The organism is Bythopirellula goksoeyrii (assembly GCF_008065115.1).
In the GTDB taxonomy this organism is placed as follows: Bacteria; Planctomycetota; Planctomycetia; order Pirellulales; family Lacipirellulaceae; genus Bythopirellula; species Bythopirellula goksoeyrii.
Map to the genome: position 1 here is coordinate 281,252 of NZ_CP042913.1, position 21,874 is coordinate 303,125.

Sequence of the window (21,874 nt, forward strand, 5' to 3'; positions counted from 1 at the left end):
TGAGGCTTAGCCTCTCAAAGCATAGAATTCACTTGTGCCAACGGAATTGCCCCACTCACCCCATTCTCTCTGCCCCTTCAACTATGAGCGAACTCTTTCACGAGTGTGGCGTTGCGGCGATTTACCATCTGCCGGGCCAGCCGGCGAGCCCTCTCTGCACCCCCCAGGGACCCGAGGAAGTTTCACGGCTCATGCCGCGAATGCTGCTCGATCTTCAGAATCGCGGGCAACTCTCCGCGGGATTCACGACTTACAATCCCCACCGTAACCAGCTCATTGACACCTACCGAAAGTTGGGGCCTGTCACGCAGGTGTTTCGGCTAAATCATCGCGGCAAGGCAGAGAACTTAATGCGAGAATACGCTGGCAGGGCAGCGATTGGCCATGTCAGATATGCCACCTGCGGGGGCGAGGATTGCAGTTTCGCACAACCATTCGAAAGACACCATCTTCAGAAACTTAAATGGTTTAGCTTCGCTTTCAATGGGCAACTTGCTAACTACGCTCAGTTGCGCGACAAATTACTTGCCGAGGACGACCACCATCTCGCTCGTGCAACCGATACTGAGATTCTCATGCATGAAATCAGCCGTGAGCTTTCCGGAGATCGGCGAATACCGTTGATCGACATGATGCGGAATTTGGCTACACGGCTCGACGGTGCCTATACCTTAGCCCTCCTCAACGCCCAGGGCGAGATGCTCGTGGCACGCGATCCCTTGGGCAACAAGCCCATGTGCTACGCCATCGAGGGACCGCTCTTTGCCGCAGCCAGTGAAAGTGTCGCACTCGTAAATCTGGGTTTCAAGTCCGATTCCATCAAACCGCTCGAAGCGGGACATGCAATCACCATTACTGATGAGGGCATCAAGATTGAGCAATACTGCGAGAGTTCCGAGAGGGCTCATTGTTTCTTTGAGTGGATTTACTTCTCGAACGTCGCCAGTACGCTCGATGATCGCAGTGTCTACCTTGCCCGCAAAGCCCTCGGCGAAGAGCTTGCCCGGCTAGAAGATTTGCCGATGGATGACGACACGATTGTTGTACCAGTTCCTGATACCAGCAAGGCGGCAGCCGACTCAATGGCCTATCAACTGGGGATTCCAAGCATCGAAGGGCTGATACGTAATCGTTATTCGGGCCGCACTTTCATCGAAGGAGGGCGAGATCGTGTTGCCAAGGCAGCTATCAAGTACACACCACTCCCTGAAGTGCTGGCTGGCAAACGAGTTATTCTGGTCGAGGATTCCATTGTGCGATCGACCACCATGCGAGTGCTCCTCTCGAAAATCCGGGATGTGGGCCAGGCGCGAGAAATCCACGTCCGGGTGGCCTGCCCGCCGATTATTGCCCCCTGTTTTTACGGCATCGACATGTCGACGATCAGCGAACTGTTTGCCCCCTCATTCCGCAAACCAAATCAAAGCTCGGACGAGATGTTTGCGGCAATGGCTGCCGAAATCGGTGCGGACTCGGTCCGCTACTTGCCTGTAGAATCGATTGCCAGGGCAGTCGCTAAACCGGCAGATCACCTCTGCCGGGCATGCATCACGGGTGAATATCCGACCCCCTGTGGCCAGCAACTCTACGAAATCGCATTGGAGAACATAGAAAATCACGGTGACGACTCCGTCCGGACGTATGAAGTGGCCAAGAGCCACTAGTCGAGTCTCTGTTCTATTCTTTGATAAACTCGGCACGATACACGGGATCTTCATTCAGACGTGTACGTCGTTCGAAATGAGTACGAAAATCCAGGTCATGCTCGGGCGGCTTCTCCGGCACTGCAAGAGGACCTTCAAAATCAGTGTGTGCGGCGATTAACTCCAATGTAGCGTCGAAATACGCCTTCACATCTGTCCAAAAATGAAGCTTTCCTTGTGGGCCAAGAGTTCGGTAAACATCAGCGAGAAACGGTTCCGACAGCACCCGCCGCTTATGATGTCGCTTCTTCCACCAGGGGTCGGGGAAATAGACATGCACTGCGGAGAGGGCGTTGTCGGGGACTATCTCACGCAATAACCGCAAACCGTCACCATGAACGGCCAGTGCATTGCGAAGGTCTCGCTTGGCCAACCGTGCGGCTGTGAAGCGTGCATACTTCTGTGCCACCTCGATGCCAAGAAAATTGTGCTCCGGACAGGTGAGGGCGGCATTCTGCAGAAATAGGCCCTTGCCGCTCCCCACTTCAATCTCCAGGGGGGCATCCATTGCGAATAATTCGGAAGGATTCCAAGGCTGCGGCAATTCTTCCAGCGTTCGAAAGTTCGCTGACAGATTGAGCTGCGGATCGAGTTTGGGAAGCGCTCTACGGCCCATGAATCAAACTGGCCTGCCTAGTTACCGCGTGTTGCCAGCTTGCGAAGTTCATCGGTCGGCAGGGGAATGCCGCTGATCTCCCCATCACAGACAAGGTTCGAGCCGACGATCGCCTGAAACTGGCTAACCACGATCCGATTACGGCGCATTTTTGTGAGCTTACAAACAACCGTAAGTCGGTCTCCCGGTATCACGGCACCTCGAAATCTGACATTGTTAAGTGCCCCAAATCCCATCACTTCACAACCCAAGAGATTGTGCTTGAGTGCATGATACGAGCACATTTGCGCGGCTGCCTCGCAGATAATAACTCCTGGCATCAATGGCATACCAGGCATGTGACCCGCGACCCAGAACTCCTGATCGGTCACGTCTAGGAAACCAGCACAGATATTGATTTCGGCATCATCAAAGATAATTGCGGTGAGATGTTCCATCTCACCACGCTGTGAATTCACTTGGCGAATCGCTTCGAGATCCGCCACGATATTGGAGTAATCGAGCGTTTCGGGATCGAGTATCCAATCTTTGCCTGCCACAACGTAAATTCCTTAGCCGAATTACTCCCAGTCGACGCCAATTCGTCGCCCCCTAAAAACGCCCGAAAGAGAATGCAGATATCGGATCGATTAGGTACGGACCTTCTGGCGTCGGCTCTTACGGGGGCGGCTACACGCGGGGCGCTTGCCGTGATTAGCTTTCTTAACTTTGCGACCTGGCTTGGCCATGGGAGATCCCTTTCTATACTGGCGAAAAAATTGCTACAGACCCAGTATTCTACCAGTAATTAGGCCTGACGGGAAGTGCTTCGGTCCCTCCGTTCTAAGGTGTGACTACTGCTTCTCCCGCAAATTCCAGGCTTCTACCCAGACGATTCCAACTGGCTGATAGCCGAAGTCCTTGACCAGCCGCTCAGACATGTCGGTTAGGTGGCCTGCCCCGTAAAAAATGCCGATTTTTCGCTTGCCTGCACGTAATTGTTTCCGCAGCACCTCGAGCGCCCGCTTGTTGCGCTCAGTGATGAGCGTAGATCCTTCGGGGCCTGACATGCCAGAGAGAACCGACTCCATGGACTGAAATTGCTTAGCAATGGCCGTTTTGAGCATGCGAGGTCGGTCTTCAGAAAACATAGCTGTAAACAGCTCAAAATCAGTCGACTCGCCTTGAGCTGCTTGTTCGCTCTGCAGTGCGATGGCCTGCCCCATCATGCGGGTATACATCTTCATAAAACTCTCGTCTCGATTTTCCATCGACGAGGCGAATTCTTCAGGAGACATGTCTGCATGAACAAAATTGGGCCGGGTGTAGTCGATCTGCTCCAACTGGTGCTCGACTTCCAAGATCGACTTCATACTGTTCTGCATAGCACCAACCGGATGCAGATTTGAAGTCCCTCGACCTCGCTCGACCCGGGTTCCTGGAGGTGCTACCAACTCGTAGAGCAAGGCCTGATAGTTGCGAAAACTGCGATTGAGGAAGGCATAGTATTGAGGATCCCCGATATGCACCGCGCCGATTAGATCGACATATTCGCGGGCCTGCGGCAGGCCCGACTTCGACTGGCGAATCTGCTTGACTTGCTTAGCTGGCACATAACGAACAATTGCCACTTCTAAAGCCTGGGGTTTACCATTCTCGTCCTTGGCGACACGCACCCACTCTTCACCCAATGTTTGCTGATCTTCAGCGACAGCGGGTTTGGCATGGACGAGGCCAGCGTCAATTGGCCATGGTCCAAGTCCAACGATGCAAAGCAATAAGGGGCCGACGATCCGGCGGAGGGGCAAAAGGTACAGATAGCTCAATGGATTTCTCCTTGTGGATGCCATGGACTCAGATTCGAGCCCTCAGGGACTTTTTCCTGCTAGCGGGTTCAAGAGAAGTATATCCCCGCCAAGCCCAGCAAACAAACCTCGCAAAAACAGGAATTCCAGGCTTTTGGGGCAGGTGGAAGCAAGAAAGACGCTAGCAATGCTTGACCGGAGAATCGTTATTTTCGTCAGAGTTTACCGAACTTACTCAACCATTGCGACCGGCCATTCCGATACTACCAGCACAGATCGTCCGTTTTGTATGCCCTGATGGGGCCTGGACCAACGAAACTGCATCTCTTTGGGGATGCCTGCGACAGGGATAGTGGGAAGCTATGACCGCTCCAAAAATTTTCAATTGGGTTGCCACCAGTCTACTCATTACGATGAGTTCCGTCGTGAGTCAGGCACAGCCACTTCACCACGAGTTAGTGCTTGAGGGTCCCAACCCGACGCCACTCTTGATGGACAATCCCAATCACGACTTACAGTTTTTTGCACCGGTCGATTTCGATTTTGAGTGTCGGCCGATCCGCCAGCAATGTGGTTATTTCTTCAGCTTTGAAAAGTCATTTTGGGCAGCAACAGGTGAGCGAGTCACTGTCGGCGATCCTAACGAAGTCGTATTCTCCGAGCTGATCTTTGGTGGCAACCTTTCTCCCTTTTCGATCGGCACCCCTCCTCCTCAATACATTATCAACAATAGCATCCAAGACGCTCCTCCTAATGGCCGCGACTTTGGTCACGGAGATCGCTATGAATTCGGCTATACCCAAGGAGGCAATGGCTGGATGATTGGTGTGATGGACGGTCCGGAAATCGCTGGCCGACAGATCTTCGGCTTCAACAGCCTTACTATTCCCAACCAATTGCCGCTCATAGAGAATTTGCACGACCCCAATTTTGATTTCCCAAACTTTGTCTTTGGTTCTAATATCTTTGGGGAACCCGGATCGGGAAGCTTCGACATAGCCACCTCCCGGAACGGATTCGGCAGCGTCCATGTGAACTTCCGAACTCCGGATGGATTTCTCACTGGTTTTGTAGACTACGCGATTAATGGACCGAACAACGAACTAGGTCCGACAGTGGCTGGACCGGGGCGCGCAGTTCAAGCAGTGGTTGTTGGAACAGGCATTGACGGCAATCCAGAAGTATTACTCGTCGACCTTACAAGTGGTGCCGATGGACTTCCAGACAATCTAAACGGCAACATTGTTGGCGGTTTCTTCTTTGTTGTGAACGCCGACGATGAAGTGATTGGCACCGGTGTGGACTACGAAGACTTGCACACTTTTAACGTTGCCTTCGAGAGGTTTGAAGTTCGCAACCTTACCGAGACCGATGGTATTGAACTAATGAAAACTGTTACGCTCGATAATCGCCACTTGCCAGTCAAACGTCAGGGAGAGTTTGTCGAGTTGGGTGTGGGAGTTCGCTACCTGAGACTCAACGACGTATTCTACTTCAATGGTAGTGGAGGAATCTTGGGCCGCACTTATGCAACCACTGGCGCAGAGAACCAGATTGTCGGACCACAGGTTCGTGGAAGATGGTCGAAGCAAAGGGGACGTTGGAACTTCGGACTCGATGGTAGATTTATGTTCGGCTACAACGTCCAGGACCAAACTCAGATAGGTGCCATTGGCGAAGACCTTTCTCCGGGTGCAGTCAACTCACCGATCTATGCCCAACCGCATGCGGTTTCCTATGCTCGGCAGCAACAGAACTTCTCTCCGGTGGCAGAAATCCGAGCAGACTGCAGCTATCAGATTACCAGCTCGATCGCGGCCAAGCTTGGATACACTGGAATCTTTGTGGAAAACATCACGCGTGCTTCACAGACGGTCGACTGGTATATCCCAGACCTTGGTATTCTGAAAGGTGGCAACAATGAAATCTATGTCAATGGCGTGGACTTCGGGTTCGAAGCCGTCTACTAGACTTGGATGCAGTTAGCTTAATGAAACTTCAACGCCCAGGGGTTGCCTCTCTTCAAAAGAAGCAGTCTGGGCGTTCTGTTTTTTTAGGCCTTCGCTTGACTCAAATGCATCTTCCGCAACTCGCCAAGTTCCAGCTCTAGGCGATGGCGAAGGGGGCTTTCTGGACGCAGTTCTGACAACAGATTGTCGGCATTGTCGAACGCATCTTCAGTTAGTCCATCTTTGAATAAACGACTCCAGGTTCGGGAAACTTCATTCTCGGTAAGCAACTTGATGTTCCTTATGCAGGCTAACAATTTGGCAATTAGACCTTTCTCTATCTGTGATTATTATCTCTCCAATCGAAATAATGAGCAAGTGGATCGGATGATTTTGCAGCTTTTCAGCTAAGTGCCATAGATGGTGAACCCATATGCTAGGAGGAATAACCTCACCGACGGCAGAAGATAGGGACTATGTCGGTCAACGAAGAGTCGAAAACTTTGTCGTCTCTTCTTGAGAATCGCAATATGCGTATACTAGGAGACTGACTTATTTTAAGCCCAAATCCTCTCCAAGGATCGAGTTGCTGGCAATTTGCACTCTGGTTCGGAGAGCCGCAATGTCGATTAATAAGAGGTTCCCGTAGCTTATTGCGGTTAATATCAGCTGAAAGTTTGCGGAGTTTCAAATTACTTCCTAGAGGGGGTGCATCCAGCATGATTGGCATTTACAATGGTATTCGAATAATCGCTGGTTTTCGCCGCCTCATGCAGCCGAGGATGCCTCGCATTGTAGGGTCGACAAGAGTGTTGTGGCGACCACAGCATTGCTTGCATTGGTGTGGATGTCCGCAAGATCCTCTAGTGGCATGTCTGCCGTCCATTAGCAAGCCGAGAGATGGCCGCTATTAGTATGGGGCCGTTGAAGTGGGTCCCTCCTAGCATGCGACGCTGCCGGTAAACCTGTAACAACGGACTCGATTGTTCGCATAGATGGATATGTGACATTCGATAGTCCCGTTTGAGAATTGGTGTTAGTCGTGCATTTGGATCACTTGCCTGGTTCGTTTTTTGGCCCTTCCAACCTAGTTGAGTTGTTGCAGCATCGTGCCCTGCATCAAGGGGATGATGTTGGCTTTCGGTTTATTGTCGATGGCGAGCATGAGACTATCGAGTGGACCTATGCCGACCTCGATCGCAAAGCCCGCTCCATTGCCGTCTCGCTCCAATCCCTTGATCTCGAAGGCGAACGAGCGCTGCTTCTTTATCCTTCGGGGCTGGATTTCGTAGCGGCCTTTTTCGGTTGTCTCTATGCCGGCGTGACCGCCGTGCCTGCATATCCGCCGCGACGCAATCGCAACATGGCCCGCATCGACTCGATTGCCAATGATGCCGAAGCCAAAATTGCACTGACAACCGTCGATGTGTTGGAACGTGTACAAACGATGATCGGTGATACGCCATCGTTGCAGCGAATTCGGTGGCGTGCTACTGATCAACTAGACGACGAGTGGGCCAATAGTTGGCAGCGACCTGATGTGCACGGTGATACGCTTGCGTTCTTGCAGTACACATCGGGATCAACGGGCTCTCCCAAAGGAGTGATGCTCTCACACGCCAATCTCATGCACAACTCGGCGATGATCGCCTACGCATTTGAGCATACCCGTTCGGGTAGCGGAGTCTTCTGGCTCCCCCTCTATCACGACATGGGTCTCATCGGCGGGATTCTGCAACCGCTGCATATGGGCAGATCCAATACTTTGCTTTCGCCAACGCACTTCTTGCAAAAGCCGGTGCGCTGGCTGAAAGTCGTTTCACAAACTCGAGCCACTATCTCGGGTGGGCCTAATTTCGCCTATGACCTCTGTACGCAAAAGGTAACGGCTGAGCAAAAAGCGACACTCGATCTGAGCCAGTGGACACTGGCTTTCAATGGCGCGGAACCGGTTCGGGCAGAAACTATCGAGCGTTTTACCGAGGCCTTCGCGGAATGCGGTTTTAGGCGAGAAGCGTTCTATCCTTGTTATGGACTGGCTGAGGCAACTTTGATCGTAACCGGAGGGTTCAAGCAGTCTCTCCCAGATGTCCGGGCATTCGATATTTCTGGTCTCGAGCAGAATGATGTCGTCGAAACCACCCCAGGTGCCGAGGGTTCTCGACTCCTTGTAGGCAGTGGCGGCAATCTACTTGACCAGCAGATCGTCATCACCGACCCGGAAACATTCGCCAATTTGGGTGACGGGAAGGTGGGCGAGATTTGGGTGTCGGGGCCTAGCGTGGCTGGAGGCTATTGGAAACGAGACGACCTTTCCCGCGAGATCTTCCAGGCACGCCTGCAAGATGGGCGTGGTCCATTCCTGCGGACCGGAGACCTTGGATTCCTCCTCGAAGGTGAACTCTTCGTCACGGGGCGACTTAAAGACCTGATCATTATTCGGGGAGTCAATCATTATCCTCAGGACATCGAGCAAACAGTACAGTCCGCACACTCCGACGTGGTACCAGGCGCTGGTGCGGCTGTCGTCACCGGCGAAGATGGTTCCGAACAACTCGTCATTGTTCAAGAAGTCGTCCGCCGTCGCGATCTCCCCTTCTCTGAGATAACTGAAGCGATTCGCAAACGGGTCGCCCTAGTACATGAGTTAAATGTTTCTGCTGTTGTTCTGATCAAAGCGAGCAGTATCCCCAAGACCTCTAGCGGCAAGATACAGCGTCATGCCTGTCGCGATGGATTCCTGGCAGGCACTTTGGCTGCCGTTGCCAAGTGGTCGAGTGAAGAAGGTGATGAAGTCGTCGCTCCTTCACTCAGGCGCAAGGAGAGAATGACTGAGGCCACCTGGGTCGAAGAAGGTGATACCACCGACACCGTTGAAGATACAACCTCGACAACAACAAGCTCAGTTGATGCCAACGGCGTTGCCTTGCCGGAAGATGTACCTTCTTCCATGCGCCCTCCAACGAAGGTCCCGGTCGGTCAAACGGCCGAAATCGCAGATGTGGTGTATGCGAAGGTCCGCGCAATCGGTCGCGAACGAGTAGGAGAACTCAATTGGGATACGAACATCTTGGAATTGGGGCTCGATTCTCTCGAGCGAATGGAGATCGTGGCCTCGCTGGAAGAGGCCTTTGGCGGCCGATTCCCTGAGCAAATCCTTCCCTCGATGGAAACGTGTGGAGAGGTTGTCGAGGCCATCCAGCGGTATATGGGAGGTACTGCCAAGCGACGCAGTGTACGACCAGACCACTACGAGGTTCACCCCGAGGACTATGACTTTGCTGAGAGTGCCGACTATCTCCGCCTGCAACAAAATCTTCGTATTGCGCAACGTTCGGGGCTGCCTATCCCGTTCTTTAATGTTCATGAGGGAATCACGAACGATCGAGCAGTGATCGGTGGCAAAGAATACATTAATTTCTGCAGTTACAATTACTTGGGCATGTCGGGAGATCCCACGGTGACCCAAGCCGTGCAAGAAGCTGTCGCCAAGTTTGGCACCAGTGTCTCTGCCAGCCGAGTGGTATCAGGACAGAAAACGATTCACGTTCAACTCGAACGGGCAATTGCCGACTTTATCGGCACGGAAGATTCAATTGTTTTCGTGGGCGGGCACTCTACCAACGAGACGACCATCGGACATCTGTTCGGCGCCGGGGACATGGTTCTTCACGATTCTCTGTCGCACAACAGCATCTTGCAGGGAGCGATGCTTTCGGGGGCTCGACGACGACCCTTCCCCCACAACGACTGGAAAGCATGCGATGAGATCCTCACGGAACTCCGACATGAGTACCACAAGGTATTGATCGTTGTAGAAGGGGTCTACAGTATGGATGGGGACTATCCTGATGTACCGAAGTTTGTGGAAGTCAAGCAGCGTCACAAGGCGTACTTGATGGTCGATGAGGCCCACTCGATGGGCACCATGGGTCCGCACGGTCGGGGCATGTCGGAGCATTTCGAGGTTGACCCTAGGGATGTCGATATCTGGATGGGGACACTTAGTAAATCTTTTGGCAGTTGCGGCGGGTACATCGCTGGTAGTAAAGAAATCGTCGAGTACCTCAAATACACTGCCCCCGGGTTTGTGTATAGCGTTGGCTTGAGCCCCCCCAATGCTGCAGCGGCATTGGCTTCGCTCCAGCTACTGCAAGAGGAACCCGAGCGTGTCGCTCAACTTGGCAAGAACTCTCGTCTCTTCTTGCAACTGGCAAAGGAAGCCAAACTTGATACCGGACTAAGCAACAACACCCCGGTCGTGCCCGTCATCACAGGGAATTCCGAAAATGCGCTGCGGCTATCGCATGGCTTGTTTGAGCGAGGAATTAACGTGCAGCCAATTCTTTATCCCGCAGTAGAAGAGAGTGCCGCGCGATTGCGGTTTTTCATCACCAGCACTCACACTGAAGAACAGATCAGGCAGACCGTAGCAGCCGTCTCCGAGGAGCTTGCCAAATTTGATCCAGTTTACGAACGCTTGCTTCGAGCTACTGCCTCTCCGACTGGTGAATCTGCTTTGTTTCGATAGTGCTTTGTCTAGCTTGTCGATCAGGTTGTTAAGTCCTAGCCGATCTTACATGCCGTAGAGATCCCGGACCGCGTGGCGGTCCGGCTTAGTTCAGTTGCTTCCTTTGTGACGATTATTCTGAGTATTCTACTCGCCGAGACGGCACACTCAGATACTTCCTTTACGGTTTATGGGTGCCTGACTAAACTAAAGGTGGGGAGATTACTTGTTTTCGCACCCTACAGGCCAGCAATGCCATAGGTTTCCATGGCGTTCGATTAGGGAACAAATCGGACTCTTTTTCGTTTAGTAGTGAATTCTGCTGCGCACCCATTCCTCCAGCTCACGAGGCTCCCTTCATGTCCCAAGCAATCGTTGATCCCGCGGAGTTACGCAGGTTCGCCCATCAACTCAACCAATTCAACGTTGAACTAGAAGATCGCCTCAACACACTTGCCAGTCAGTTGCACACGTTGAACAGCAGTTGGCGAGACCAGGAACATCGCAAATTTGCTGAAGAGTTTGAGCATCATCTCAAGCTGATCGCGCGCTCAATTGAAGCATCTCGTGAGTACGCACCATTTCTGATGCGCAAGGCCGAACGGATTGAAGAGTATCTACAGCAGAAGTAGAAAGGAAATGACCAATCGAATGAATCGGAGTATGCCCTTCTCACTACTGACCATTGACAATTGGACATTGAATTGCCATGTCTGAATCAGCGAACATTACTTCAGTAGAGGCAATCGAAAGGTTTCGGGCAGCGCTGGCGAAATTCGAAAAGCGAACGCAAGGAGCACTTGACAATCTGTCGTCGGAGCTCCAACGCGCAACAACTTGGCTGGAACATGATTGCCCCCACTATTGGAAGGTACAAGAAAACAACGCTGCCGATGCAGTTCATCAAGCCAAGCTCGACGTCGAGCGGTGTCTAATCTTCGCAGTTACTGACGAACGACCTGCCTGCCGCGAAGAACGCGCTGCCCTTCAGGTTGCCAAGAATCGACTCACCTACTGTCATGACAAAAAGGGGCTCGTCAAACACTGGCAAAGCGTAATGCATCACGAAATGTTTGAGTACAGCGGACGCATCGGACATTTACGCAGAATCCTGGAAACAGAACTTCCAGCGGCACGCGCCAAATTGCAACTCATAATGCGGCGTATCGAAGGATACCAGATCGAACGTCCCCCCGATTATCAAGAACCTCTACAAAGCGACGGGAAATCCAATGGGGAAAACCTGCCCGCTAATAAGTCACCTGCGCCGGAAAGTTAACTATGCGACCGTGGGATCTCGATACTAGTTCGGCGCAGATTCGTCGCGCGATGGAGGATCTCCAACGTGCCTGGCAAGAAGTCAGCGAATCGTGGAACGACGGCGTGAGTCAAAAGTTCTGTGAGCAACACTTGGAACCTCTGATTCCAGTAGTAAAACAAACATTGGATTCCATTTCGCGAATGCAGCAGCTGACAAGCAAAATGCAACGCGAATGCGAAAGTTAACGGGGCGCCTAAGCGTCGCACATGTGACCAAACAACGTCTTTCAACTCGACGCCAATTGGAACTGATGCAACAACTGCAACAGTTGGCGAATACGCGCGCTGCGGAAGAAGCTCGCTTGGCTGCATCTCTTTCAGAAATCCTTGCTGCAGCCGAAAAAGACCACACTCTCAATGCTAATCGGTTGACCAAGACTTTTACAGAGCGTCGCCGGGATCTTGAAAACGAGTTTTCTAATGCGAAACTCGCAGTTGGACAGCAGTATCGCGAAACGAAAGCAGAACTTACTAGCAAGTCTGAATCAGAGATCAATCGAATCGAAGTCGACTACAAACAGCTACTGCTTGGGATTGAAAGAACCCACAAGGAAAAACAATGGGAAGCCATGGCTGTGTTCGACGCCTCCAAGGACAAGCCTCAACAGTTGCTTGATCAGGCAGGCAAACGCATCCAGTCACGTAAGTCTCAAGTTGATTCTCTCTTAAGAGATGCTGATACCCTGCTCACTATGCGGAGACTCGACAAACATATCCGCGAGGTGGAAGAGAATACACTAGACTCTTCAGTTGAAACGGTGCCGGTTGGCGGAGGGGAAGATCGGCAGCAGGCAACTCTCGCTGAACTGCATCGTGCAGTACTCGCCCTACAAGCTCAGAAGTTACCCTCTCTACTTTTTGAAGAGAACCGATTTATTATTTGGGGCTTGCTGGCTACCCTTATACTATTTGTTCCTGCATTGATAGTTTCGAGTTCGCTGTTGATTAGTGCCCTTGTGGCTCCTGTCTTGGGAGCCCTTGCCACTGGGGTTCTCTATCTCATCTTGGGGCCACGGGCAAAGCGTGCCACACTTGATGAATACGATCGTATCCATTCTTTGGTTACGGACTCACGCCGACATGAAATCCAGGCACGCCAAGAAGCTCAATTACTCAGTCGTCAAGAAGCCGATGCGATTACAACTCGGAAACAAGAAGGATTAGACGCTGCCCAGGTGGCTCGTCAGCAGGCAGTTGCAGAAGGTGAGGCCAGAAAACAAAAGTTACTCGTAGAGTCACAAAGCCGTTTCAAGGGAAAGCTGGCTGAACTGGAGGCGCAATTCCAGTCTACACAGGCTGCGGCAATGGAAAAGTATCCGCCACTTCTGGACCAATTGGCGGAGGAGCGACAGATCGCCTGGCAAGAGAACGAAGCGTCGTTTGAAAAGCGCACTTCAGATGCCCAAAGTGAACATGATTCCTCCTGGCAAGCAATGGCCGATCAGTGGTTCACTGGTTTCCAGCAAATCGCCGACGAGCTTGATCAGATGCAGGCGAGTTGCGACCAGTTCTTTCCTAATTGGTCAACTATCGATTGGGAGGATTGGCAACGCCCCGACCGCTTGCCACCCGTTATTTCGTTCGGCAAGTGCCTGCTCCCATTGCAAGCAGTCAAGAATGGCTTATCGGAAGATGCCCGGCTGGTTCCTGAACGAACTGAGCTCAACCTCCCCGCCTGGATGTCGTTTGCGGAAAGCCCTCGACTGATGATCACTGCCGATGGGGCAGGGCGGCGAGTCGCGGTCGAAGCATTGCAGTTATTGATGCTTCGCTTTCTCACGGCAGCACCTGCAGGCAAACTACGGTTTACGATTTGCGATCCGGCCGGGCTGGGAGAAAACTTTGCAACCTTTATGCATTTGGCTGACTATGACGAGCAACTCGTCGGCAAGCGCATCTTAACTGATTCTCGCCAGATCGATGAGCGACTCTCCCTGTTGTCAGATCACATGGAAAAGGTGTTCCAGAAATACTTGCGGAACGAGTTCGAATCGATCCACGAATACAACGCTCATGCAGGGGAGGTCGCTGAACCGTTTCATGTGATCGTCGTGGCCAATTTTCCGGCAGGGTTGAGCGATGCTTCGATCCGCAAACTGAAAACGATAGCCGCCACGGGGCCTCGCTGCGGCGTCTACACAATTCTGAGTGCCGATTCGTCACTTAAGCTCCCGGCGGACATTTCCATGGAGGAAATGCTCGCTGACGCGGTTCACCTTGATTGGGTGGATGACCGCCTGCGATGGCGGTATCCTTTGTTTGAGAAACTCACTCTTGAGTTGGACAAGCTTCCGCCGAAAGAGAAACTCAACGAGATTCTTCGGCACGCCGGTGAAGAGTCCCATACCGCCAGTCGAGTCGAAGTTCCTTTCGAGGTAGTCGCTCCCAGCCCTGAGCAAGTCTGGGTGGGCAACGCTGCCCAAGAACTGGTGGTTCCCATCGGCCGAGCAGGCGCCAACGAGCTGCAATCATTGCGGCTTGGAAAAGGGACGGCTCAACATGCCCTGATTTCTGGCAAGACAGGTTCTGGCAAAAGTACTTTGTTGCATGCCCTGGTGACCAATTTGGCGCTGCATTACAGTCCACGGGAAGTAGAGTTCTACTTGGTCGACTTTAAGAAGGGCGTCGAGTTCAAGACGTACGCAACACACGAATTACCTCATGCCAGGGTAATCGCGATCGAAAGTGAGCGGGAATTTGGGGTCAGCGTTCTCGAACGACTTGACGACGAATTGCGAAGTCGAGGAGAACGCTTTCGCGAACTCGGCGTGCAAGACCTAGCAGGTTTCCGCCGTGAGTCGGGGGAAGACCTCTCGCGGCTCTTATTGGTGATTGACGAGTTTCAGGAGTTGTTTGTTTCCGATGACAAGCTTGCACAGGATGCCGCTTTGCTGCTGGACCGTCTCGTACGGCAGGGGCGAGCCTTTGGAATCCATGTTCTGCTCGGCTCACAAACCTTGGCGGGGGCATACTCCCTGGCGCGTAGCACGATCGGCCAGATGGCGGTCCGCATCGCCCTGGAGTGCAGCGAAGCCGATGCACACTTGATACTCAGCGACGACAACTCTGCGGCTCGACTCTTGAGCCGTCCAGGTGAGGCGATCTACAACGACCAAAACGGCATGGTCGAAGGAAACCATTTGTTCCAGGTGGTGTGGCTGGCAGACAGCCAACGTCAACAGTACCTGGCCGATATACGTCAACGACAACTCGACGCAGGAATCGCAACCGTACCGGCAATCGTATTTGAAGGAAATGTCCCAGCCAATCCGCTGTCGAACGAGCAATTGGTCGACTTGATAACCTCCGATTCCGATGGGCCCGTTGTGGAGCCTAAGATTTGGCTGGGATCCGCTGTGAGAATTGAACCCCCCACTCAGTTGACATTCCGTCGGCAAGGTGGCAATCACCTCTTGATCGTCGGGCAAGATGAACCGTTGGCACTCGGTATTCTTTCCACGGCTGTAGCGACATTGGCGTCCCAACAACAGGGAGATGAATCAAAGATCACCATTTTAGATGGCATGCGGAGCGAATCTCTTGATCGGGGCGCTTGGCAAAAAGTAATTGACGCGATGCCCGATCGAGTTCGTATTTGTCCCGTCCGCGAGACGTCTCATGTGATTTCGCAATTAGCCGATGAAGTATCTCGGCGGAACTCAGACCCCGTTCAGGAATACGAGCCTCAGTTTTTAGTGATCTACGACCTGGCCCAATTCCGAGACCTGCGCGTGACCGAAGAAGAGTTCACCTTTGCGGTCAGCTCGTCGAACAACGGCAAACCGCCGGCAACGGATAAACAATTTCGTGAAATCTTGCGAGAAGGGCCTGCCGTTGGAATCCACCTCTTGATTTGGTGCGATTCGCACAACAGCCTTGCTCGGATTCTCGACCGGATTGCCTTACGGGAAGTGGACTATCGAGTCGCTCTACAGATGAGTCCTGTCGATTCAACGAGCCTAATCGATTCGCCAGCCGCAGGACGCTTGGGCGAACATCGTGCCATATTCTATCGCGACGACTTAGGCACGAGTGTCAAATTCCGGCCCTATGGCAGACCTAGCGACGAGTGGCTCGCTTGGCTTGCCGAGCAATCTGCGGTACGCAGAGTAGGGCGACCCTAAGACAATTCTTTCCGATAGATATCGACCCTTGGAATCGGCCTCCTATAATGTTCTGTTAAAGGTGCGATTGAATCGCAAGACTTAGACCTATTCCAAGGAATCTCTTCATGAATCTTTCCGACCAACCGGACCACACGCGTCGCCGTTTCATGCAAACGACTCTCGCTGGTGCTGCCACAACATTGGCTTTGCCAACAATCGTCACCGCTCGCAAGACCAACTCCAACGCGATCGTCGGCAGCGGTGAATATCAATATGAAGTGCAGCACCAGTTCCCGCAGCTTCCAGAGAAGTATCATTGGCAAACAACACACAACGTCGCCTTTGATAGCGATGGTAACTTGTACGTGATTCATGAGGGGAAATTGAATATCCCTGACCATCCCACGATATTTGTCTTTGATCAAACGGGGAAATTTATTCGTGCATTTGGTGAAGAATTCGTCGGCGGGGGACATGGATTGGAAATTCGCAATGAGGATGGCGAAGATTTTCTGTATGTCTGTGCATACCAACAGCAAAGGTCCATTGCCAAGCTTAATACCAAAGGAGAGCAAGTGTGGCGCAAAGGGGCACCCATGGAGAGTGGCGTCTATGTGGAAGGGGAGGACAAGTTCCCTCGCGCAAATGACGACAATCCCTGGGGTCGCGATCGCTTCATACCTACCAACATCGCCTTTCTCCCTGATCGAGGTTTCTTGCTGAGCGATGGCTACGGCGCCTACCGAGTTCATCTCTACGACAGTGAAGCTAATTGGGTAAGTACTTTTGGTGAGCCAGGAAAATCTGAATCAAAAAAAGATGGCACGTTCAAATTGCCACACGGCATCTGGATCGATAATCGTGGTGACGAACCATTGGTTGTGGTAGCTGACCGCGAGTTTGATCGCCTGCAGTGGTTTACTCTCGACGGTGAACATCGACAGACACTCGACGGTTTCTTGTGGCCGGCGAATGTCGATACCTATGGAGACGTCATGCTAGTTCCCGAATTGGTAGCACGCGTGACGCTTCTGGATAAAGACAACAGGGTAATCGCGCATCTAGGAACTGATACCGAGCGAATTCAGCAAAACAACCGCGAGACAGGCGGATTCAACATTCGCGCCGATGAATCGCAGTGGCTTCCGGGCAAGTTTGTTCACCCTCACGACGCCTGTTTCGACAGCGAGGGGAATATTTTCGTCGCCGAATGGGTTGCCACAGGTCGAGTGAGCAAATTGCGACGATTAGGTTAGGCATTCCGATGTGCATCTCAACGCCGGGGATTGCAATCCCCCGGCTTAATCCCGGACCAAAGTGTTGGTCCGGCTGGGAGGGAGTTTTCCGCACCGCCTCGACAGCCAGCGCTCGTGCTATAAAATGGGCCATTCCCAAAGACTACGACCCAACAGTAACAACTCAAATACCCATATCAGGAGTAATTCACTATGAGCACTATAGTCGATATCCACGGACGGCAGATTCTGGACAGTCGCGGCAATCCCACAGTCGAGGTCGATGTCACCCTCGTGGACGGCACCATCGGCACAGCAGCCGTTCCCAGTGGCGCGAGTACCGGGGCCCATGAAGCTTGGGAGCTTCGCGACGGCGACAAAGATGTATTTCTTGGCAAAGGGGTTACCAAGGCTGTTGAGAATATCAACACAGCAATTGCCGACGAGTTGATTGGCATGGATGCTCTCGATCAAATGGCTATCGACGGACAAATGCTTGAACTCGATGGTACACCGAACAAGAAGAATCTCGGCGCGAATGCAATTCTGGGTGTTTCGCTCGCCACAGCTCATGCAGCGGCACGGTTCTGCGAATTACCGCTCTATCGATATTTGGGAGGATCGAACGCCCGACTGTTGCCCGCGCCGATGATGAACATCCTCAACGGTGGTGAACACGCTGACAACTCTGTTGATATCCAAGAGTTCATGGTGATGCCGTTGGGCTTTGAATCATTTAGCGATGCACTTCGCTGCGGCTGTGAAATCTTCCACAACCTGAAGAAGGTTCTGTCCGACAAGAATCTCAATACCTCCGTAGGCGACGAAGGTGGCTTTGCCCCCAACCTGGGCGCCAATGCTGAGGCATTTGACGTGATTCTCACCGCCATCGAGAAGGCAGGTTATAAGCCGGGCGAGCAAGTGTGGTTTGCCATGGATTGCGCGGCCACGGAGTTTTACGACAGCAAGAAGAAAGTTTACACGATCGACGGTAAAGAGCTCGATAGCGGGGGGATGGTCGATCTAATGGCTGGTTGGGTCGACAAGTATCCCATCTGCTCGATCGAAGACGGTTGCAGCGAAGACGACTGGGAAGGATGGAAACTGATGTCGACGCGACTTGGTGACAAGTGCCAACTGGTGGGAGATGATCTGTTCGTGACCAACGTTGAGCGGCTCCAGCGCGGTATCGACGAAGGAATCGCCAACAGCATCCTCATCAAAGTGAACCAGATCGGCACGCTGACCGAGACGATTGACGCGATTAATCTCGCTCACCGTAGCGGATACACTAGTGTCACCAGCCACCGCAGCGGCGAAACCGAAGATGCTACTATCGCTGACCTAGCCGTGGCACTCTCAACGGGCCAGATCAAGACCGGCTCGGCATCCCGCAGCGACCGTATGGCGAAATACAATCAACTTCTGCGGATTGAAGAGCAATTGGGCGACGCGGCACAGTACGCGGGGCCGCTGTTTCCGCGGCGGTAATGAGGCACAAGAATAAGATCAGTCCCACTGAAGTGGGACCACCGTCATGACATCCCCCCCACCCATCACTGACTCGCCCTGGCTCTGGTTTGCCATATTCCCAGCGGTGGGACTGGTGGCGATCTTGGCTACCGGCGGGAAATTCGGCGATCGTCAAGCGAACATTGAGCGTCAGGGGCAGGCCCGGACGGCGGTGGCAGAGGGGTCGCTTGAGATCGACGAGGATGCTGGCGGTCAGAAAATTGTTAAGCGAGTACCGCATTACTCCCAACCGGGTGATACACAGGTCAAACTCTGGCCTCTCGCTGTTACGCTGGCGGTAATCACCTTGGGTTCGCTGGGGATGCTGGTGCGAGAACGGTGGAGGATGCACTCCCCTGAGGGTCGCGGCTAGACGATAGCAAGACATGAATCTACTGCTTGAGAATCCGCTGCCGATTTGGGCTGCTGGGGTTGTACTCACCACTTTGTGCTTGGTGTTGGTGCTTGCACGGCGGTCTCTTGCATCAATTCTTGTGTTGGGGGCCGTGATTGCTCTTACGTTAGTTTTGGTACTTGCCGAGAGAATGGTCGTCACTGATCGTGAGCAAGTCGAAGCGACCCTGTCGCAATTGACCGACGCGATTGAGGCCAACGATCTCACCGCCGTACTTGCACTCATGGATCCCACCGCAACCAACGTTCGAACTGATGCCGAAAAACTGATGCCTCAAGTGAAAGTGAGGGACGCCGGAGCAACCACAGTTCGGGTCGAACTCGACGAAACTTCCGTACCACTACGAGCAACCTCATTTTTCCGAGGGCGGGTCGACGGCGTTCACTCTCGCTCGGGTGCCCGACTTTTTTTCTTCGATCAAGTGGAAATTGACTGGCAGAAAACCGGTGACCGCTGGTTGATCGTCAACTATCGAGTTTATCAGCGAGGTCAACCGATTGATGCGGTGAAAAGCGTGCGAGGGAACCGGCCCGTCCGGTAACCTATGACTTGGGGCCATAGGGCGGACGGGGCCTGTGATGCTCTTTCTGAAATCCTGCCTTAGGGATCGGACGGAAAAATTCCTGGTTCGGCTCGCGACGCCAGGCGCCATCGTGATATCCATCAGCGGCATCGGGATCAAGCCGGCGTGGGTCGGGGCCTGCAGAACCGTAGCCGTAGCTGGGTGACGTGAATCCGGGACCAGGGATACCACCTGGATAGCCACCGCCATAACCCGGATAGCCACCACCTCCGTAGCCGGGGCCGTAGCCACCATAGTCAGGTCCATAGCCCCCGCCACCATAGGGACCGAAGCCTGGAAATCCGCCTATAGCACCGAAAAAGTTGCCACCTCCGACGGTCGCTCCGCGCCAGGCATCGTGTACACGTTCCCATTCCGCATCAATTCCACCACGGCCATTGCCGTAGTTGGTCACGACGAAGTTGGCACTCGATGATCCATCGGCCCCACGCAATACGGTCCGCGTACGGCTGTACCCGCTGGTCACGTTCCGTTGGTCTGGCAAAGGCTCTACGGGAGAAATCTGGTCATACTGTGCCACGCGAGCACCGGTGGCCGGATCATGTGTGTAGCGACTAGGAGCGAAAACCCAACTATCGGCCTGGGGCACATATGGTGTTGCCGTGGCTAATGTGTAGCAGCTTGGGCACTCAGCACCGCGCGAGCGTGACGAGAGAAATACTGCTAAAAGAGCAAAGGCGAAAAGGAGTCGCCATACGAATGGAGGAATGCGATTGGTCATGATGTAGATCTTTGAGGAGGGAGGGAATCAGGGAGGAGTGAGGAATGTTATGGTTCTCAGAAGCGTGTCGCTTTGCGACACACGGAAACCAAATGCAACTTCTATTCCGTTGACTTATGTTGAGATTATGCACCATCAGGTCGGTAAATCTTGAGCGTATGATCTGCAGGATCGTAAATGTACTCAACGCCCGGATCGAGTTCCGGAAGTGTCAGGTTATTGAACTCAACAATCTTCTTCATAAATTCATCATGCGACTTGGGATACTCGCCATGTTCCCCCCAATAGAGATCCAATGCGTGAACAATATTTAGGCGCAGATTCTCATATTCGACGTAGAATCGAGTGCCTCCAATGGCGGAGGCAACCTGACCTGCAGCACGAGACTTCTTGCCTTTGACAGGATCTTTGGCAGTAAACGGACGAGGCGTCGAAGTAACTGGTGGCGGCTCATCGGGGCCGGTCGGCTGGACAACTTCTTCACTAGGTGCTTCGGCCACGGTAGCGGGTTGGGCTGCTGGTGTACTTGTTTGATGGGTTTCGATTTCGGGGACTTCGCAACCAGTGAAAAAAATGAGCAGTGCGAAGAGAGATAGGTGCTTTGATTCCATGGTCGGAGTCCATCCAGCATTTAGGTGTGTTATGTATTTCCACAGTTCCCCAATTTCCATTCTCGCATTTCTGCGATCTTCGATCTCAGGGTCATGTCAAAATTCAAGGGGGTGAGGGTAATATTTCCTGCTCGCAGGGCTGACAGGTCGGTTTCTTCGTGACTCGGGGGATCAGGCTGTAGGCCGTTGGCCCAATAGTAGGGGCGGCCACGAGGGTCGATCTTTTTGCGAAAATCTTCACCCCAGGGGGCCGTTGCCATCGGCACGACTTTCACCTCTGCAGGATTATTGAGTGCCGCCATGGGGATGTTCAGGTTATACAAATGGTGTGTTGCATTTTCTTTCGTGAGCATTTGTTCAATTACACCCACGGCCAGTTCCGCGGCGACGTCGTAGCGGGCTGCCTCGTGAAACTCGAGTGACACCGCTACGCTGGTCATTCCAAAAAATGCGCCTTCGATGGCTGCTGCCACCGTACCGGAATACAGCACATTGATGCCGGCATTCATGCCGCTGTTGATGCCACTCACCACCAAATCAGGTTTCTCAGGCAGCAGGGCACAAATAGCTAGTTTTACGCAGTCTGCAGGGCTACCTTCCACCGCCCAGCCACGGCGACGACGATTGTCGTCGAACGCCTCCCGGGCCATCAGGGGCTTCAGGTAGGTGATCGAGTGGCCTACGCCACTTTGCTCGGTGAGCGGTGCGGCGACGGTTACATCCCCTAACTGCTGCAACTGGCGTTCCAGGGCAGCCAGACCGGGGGCGTAAATGCCGTCGTCGTTCGTAAGAAGTATTTTCATGCCGTA

18 protein-coding genes are annotated in these 21,874 nt (G+C 53.0%); 10 read left to right on the plus strand and 8 right to left on the minus strand.

Annotation, left to right across the window (positions count from 1 at the left end; translation table 11 throughout):
* Nucleotides 1–83: 83 nt before the first annotated feature.
* Nucleotides 84–1,664 (plus strand): amidophosphoribosyltransferase, encoded by a 1,581-nt coding sequence (locus Pr1d_RS01130; protein WP_148071788.1) that lies wholly within the window; start codon nucleotides 84–86, stop codon nucleotides 1,662–1,664.
* 13 nt (nucleotides 1,665–1,677) lie between these two features.
* On the opposite strand, the gene trmB is transcribed toward Pr1d_RS01130, so the two are convergent.
* From trmB to Pr1d_RS01145, 4 genes are all read right to left on the minus strand, one after another.
* The gene (gene trmB, locus Pr1d_RS01135; RefSeq protein ID WP_148071789.1) at nucleotides 1,678–2,319 is read right to left on the minus strand and encodes a tRNA (guanosine(46)-N7)-methyltransferase TrmB; all 642 of its coding nucleotides are present in this window, start codon (nucleotides 2,317–2,319) and stop codon (nucleotides 1,678–1,680) included.
* A gap of 17 nt (nucleotides 2,320–2,336) precedes the next feature.
* Nucleotides 2,337–2,858: a 3-hydroxyacyl-ACP dehydratase FabZ family protein gene (locus tag Pr1d_RS01140; protein WP_148071790.1), complete on the minus strand. Its 522-nt coding sequence runs from the start codon at nucleotides 2,856–2,858 to the stop codon at nucleotides 2,337–2,339.
* Between the two features lie 90 nt (nucleotides 2,859–2,948).
* Nucleotides 2,949–3,047: a 50S ribosomal protein bL37 gene (locus Pr1d_RS26585; protein ID WP_390622054.1), complete on the minus strand. Its 99-nt coding sequence runs from the start codon at nucleotides 3,045–3,047 to the stop codon at nucleotides 2,949–2,951.
* 105 nt (nucleotides 3,048–3,152) lie between these two features.
* Nucleotides 3,153–4,124, minus strand: coding sequence for a hypothetical protein (locus Pr1d_RS01145; RefSeq protein ID WP_148071791.1), 972 nt, complete (start codon nucleotides 4,122–4,124; stop codon nucleotides 3,153–3,155).
* Nucleotides 4,125–4,465: 341 nt separating this feature from the next.
* Here Pr1d_RS01145 and Pr1d_RS01150 point away from each other — a divergent pair, with 341 nt between their 5' ends.
* Complete coding sequence (locus Pr1d_RS01150; RefSeq protein ID WP_148071792.1) at nucleotides 4,466–6,073, plus strand: BBP7 family outer membrane beta-barrel protein; 1,608 nt, start codon at nucleotides 4,466–4,468, stop codon at nucleotides 6,071–6,073.
* Between the two features lie 83 nt (nucleotides 6,074–6,156).
* Here the strand turns inward: Pr1d_RS01150 and Pr1d_RS01155 are convergent, their stop codons facing one another.
* Nucleotides 6,157–6,342 carry a hypothetical protein gene (locus Pr1d_RS01155; RefSeq protein ID WP_148071793.1) on the minus strand — a complete coding sequence of 62 codons (186 nt, stop codon included), beginning with the start codon at nucleotides 6,340–6,342 and terminating at the stop codon, nucleotides 6,157–6,159.
* 752 nt (nucleotides 6,343–7,094) lie between these two features.
* Between Pr1d_RS01155 and Pr1d_RS25670 the strand changes: the two genes are divergently transcribed.
* The 8 genes from Pr1d_RS25670 (at nucleotide 7,095) to Pr1d_RS01205 (ending at nucleotide 19,691) form a co-directional block, all read left to right on the plus strand.
* A complete protein-coding gene (locus Pr1d_RS25670) occupies nucleotides 7,095–10,583 on the plus strand; it encodes an aminotransferase class I/II-fold pyridoxal phosphate-dependent enzyme (protein WP_168204992.1) in 3,489 nt (1,162 codons plus the stop codon).
* Nucleotides 10,584–10,921: 338 nt separating this feature from the next.
* Nucleotides 10,922–11,194 carry a WXG100 family type VII secretion target gene (locus Pr1d_RS01170; RefSeq protein WP_146452211.1) on the plus strand — a complete coding sequence of 91 codons (273 nt, stop codon included), beginning with the start codon at nucleotides 10,922–10,924 and terminating at the stop codon, nucleotides 11,192–11,194.
* A 77-nt stretch (nucleotides 11,195–11,271) separates the two neighbouring features.
* Nucleotides 11,272–11,841: a hypothetical protein gene (locus Pr1d_RS01175; protein WP_148071794.1), complete on the plus strand. Its 570-nt coding sequence runs from the start codon at nucleotides 11,272–11,274 to the stop codon at nucleotides 11,839–11,841.
* Nucleotides 11,842–12,055: 214 nt separating this feature from the next.
* The gene (locus Pr1d_RS01185; protein WP_148071796.1) at nucleotides 12,056–16,006 is read left to right on the plus strand and encodes an FtsK/SpoIIIE domain-containing protein; all 3,951 of its coding nucleotides are present in this window, start codon (nucleotides 12,056–12,058) and stop codon (nucleotides 16,004–16,006) included.
* Nucleotides 16,007–16,113: 107 nt separating this feature from the next.
* On the plus strand, nucleotides 16,114–17,244 hold the full coding sequence (locus Pr1d_RS01190; protein ID WP_148071797.1) for an NHL repeat-containing protein: 1,131 nt from the start codon (nucleotides 16,114–16,116) through the stop codon (nucleotides 17,242–17,244).
* Between the two features lie 192 nt (nucleotides 17,245–17,436).
* On the plus strand, nucleotides 17,437–18,714 hold the full coding sequence (gene eno, locus Pr1d_RS01195) for a phosphopyruvate hydratase (protein ID WP_148071798.1): 1,278 nt from the start codon (nucleotides 17,437–17,439) through the stop codon (nucleotides 18,712–18,714).
* 46 nt (nucleotides 18,715–18,760) lie between these two features.
* Nucleotides 18,761–19,108 carry a hypothetical protein gene (locus tag Pr1d_RS01200; protein WP_148071799.1) on the plus strand — a complete coding sequence of 116 codons (348 nt, stop codon included), beginning with the start codon at nucleotides 18,761–18,763 and terminating at the stop codon, nucleotides 19,106–19,108.
* Between the two features lie 13 nt (nucleotides 19,109–19,121).
* On the plus strand, nucleotides 19,122–19,691 hold the full coding sequence (locus tag Pr1d_RS01205) for a hypothetical protein (protein ID WP_148071800.1): 570 nt from the start codon (nucleotides 19,122–19,124) through the stop codon (nucleotides 19,689–19,691).
* A 1-nt stretch (nucleotide 19,692) separates the two neighbouring features.
* Here the strand turns inward: Pr1d_RS01205 and Pr1d_RS01210 are convergent, their stop codons facing one another.
* From Pr1d_RS01210 to surE, 3 genes are all read right to left on the minus strand, one after another.
* The gene (locus Pr1d_RS01210) at nucleotides 19,693–20,454 is read right to left on the minus strand and encodes a hypothetical protein (protein WP_148071801.1); all 762 of its coding nucleotides are present in this window, start codon (nucleotides 20,452–20,454) and stop codon (nucleotides 19,693–19,695) included.
* Nucleotides 20,455–20,579: 125 nt separating this feature from the next.
* The gene (locus Pr1d_RS01215; protein ID WP_148071802.1) at nucleotides 20,580–21,065 is read right to left on the minus strand and encodes a hypothetical protein; all 486 of its coding nucleotides are present in this window, start codon (nucleotides 21,063–21,065) and stop codon (nucleotides 20,580–20,582) included.
* Between the two features lie 29 nt (nucleotides 21,066–21,094).
* A complete protein-coding gene (gene surE / locus Pr1d_RS01220) occupies nucleotides 21,095–21,868 on the minus strand; it encodes a 5'/3'-nucleotidase SurE (protein WP_148071803.1) in 774 nt (257 codons plus the stop codon).
* Nucleotides 21,869–21,874: the final 6 nt, after the last annotated feature.

Bases quoted from the DNA above. Each gene is read 5' to 3' on its own strand.
- Pr1d_RS01185 (WP_148071796.1), top strand. From the start codon at position 12,056: ATGCGAAAGTTAACGGGGCGCCTAAGCGTCGCACATGTGACCAAACAA.
- Pr1d_RS01170 (WP_146452211.1), top strand. From the start codon at position 10,922: ATGTCCCAAGCAATCGTTGATCCCGCGGAGTTACGCAGGTTCGCCCAT.
- trmB (WP_148071789.1), bottom strand. From the start codon at position 2,319: ATGGGCCGTAGAGCGCTTCCCAAACTCGATCCGCAGCTCAATCTGTCA.
- Pr1d_RS01200 (WP_148071799.1), top strand. From the start codon at position 18,761: ATGACATCCCCCCCACCCATCACTGACTCGCCCTGGCTCTGGTTTGCC.
- Pr1d_RS01150 (WP_148071792.1), top strand. From the start codon at position 4,466: ATGACCGCTCCAAAAATTTTCAATTGGGTTGCCACCAGTCTACTCATT.
- Pr1d_RS01190 (WP_148071797.1), top strand. From the start codon at position 16,114: ATGAATCTTTCCGACCAACCGGACCACACGCGTCGCCGTTTCATGCAA.
- eno (WP_148071798.1), top strand. From the start codon at position 17,437: ATGAGCACTATAGTCGATATCCACGGACGGCAGATTCTGGACAGTCGC.
- Pr1d_RS01130 (WP_148071788.1), top strand. From the start codon at position 84: ATGAGCGAACTCTTTCACGAGTGTGGCGTTGCGGCGATTTACCATCTG.
- Pr1d_RS26585 (WP_390622054.1), bottom strand. From the start codon at position 3,047: ATGGCCAAGCCAGGTCGCAAAGTTAAGAAAGCTAATCACGGCAAGCGC.
- Pr1d_RS01210 (WP_148071801.1), bottom strand. From the start codon at position 20,454: ATGACCAATCGCATTCCTCCATTCGTATGGCGACTCCTTTTCGCCTTT.
- Pr1d_RS01205 (WP_148071800.1), top strand. From the start codon at position 19,122: ATGAATCTACTGCTTGAGAATCCGCTGCCGATTTGGGCTGCTGGGGTT.
- Pr1d_RS01175 (WP_148071794.1), top strand. From the start codon at position 11,272: ATGTCTGAATCAGCGAACATTACTTCAGTAGAGGCAATCGAAAGGTTT.
- surE (WP_148071803.1), bottom strand. From the start codon at position 21,868: ATGAAAATACTTCTTACGAACGACGACGGCATTTACGCCCCCGGTCTG.
- Pr1d_RS01215 (WP_148071802.1), bottom strand. From the start codon at position 21,065: ATGGAATCAAAGCACCTATCTCTCTTCGCACTGCTCATTTTTTTCACT.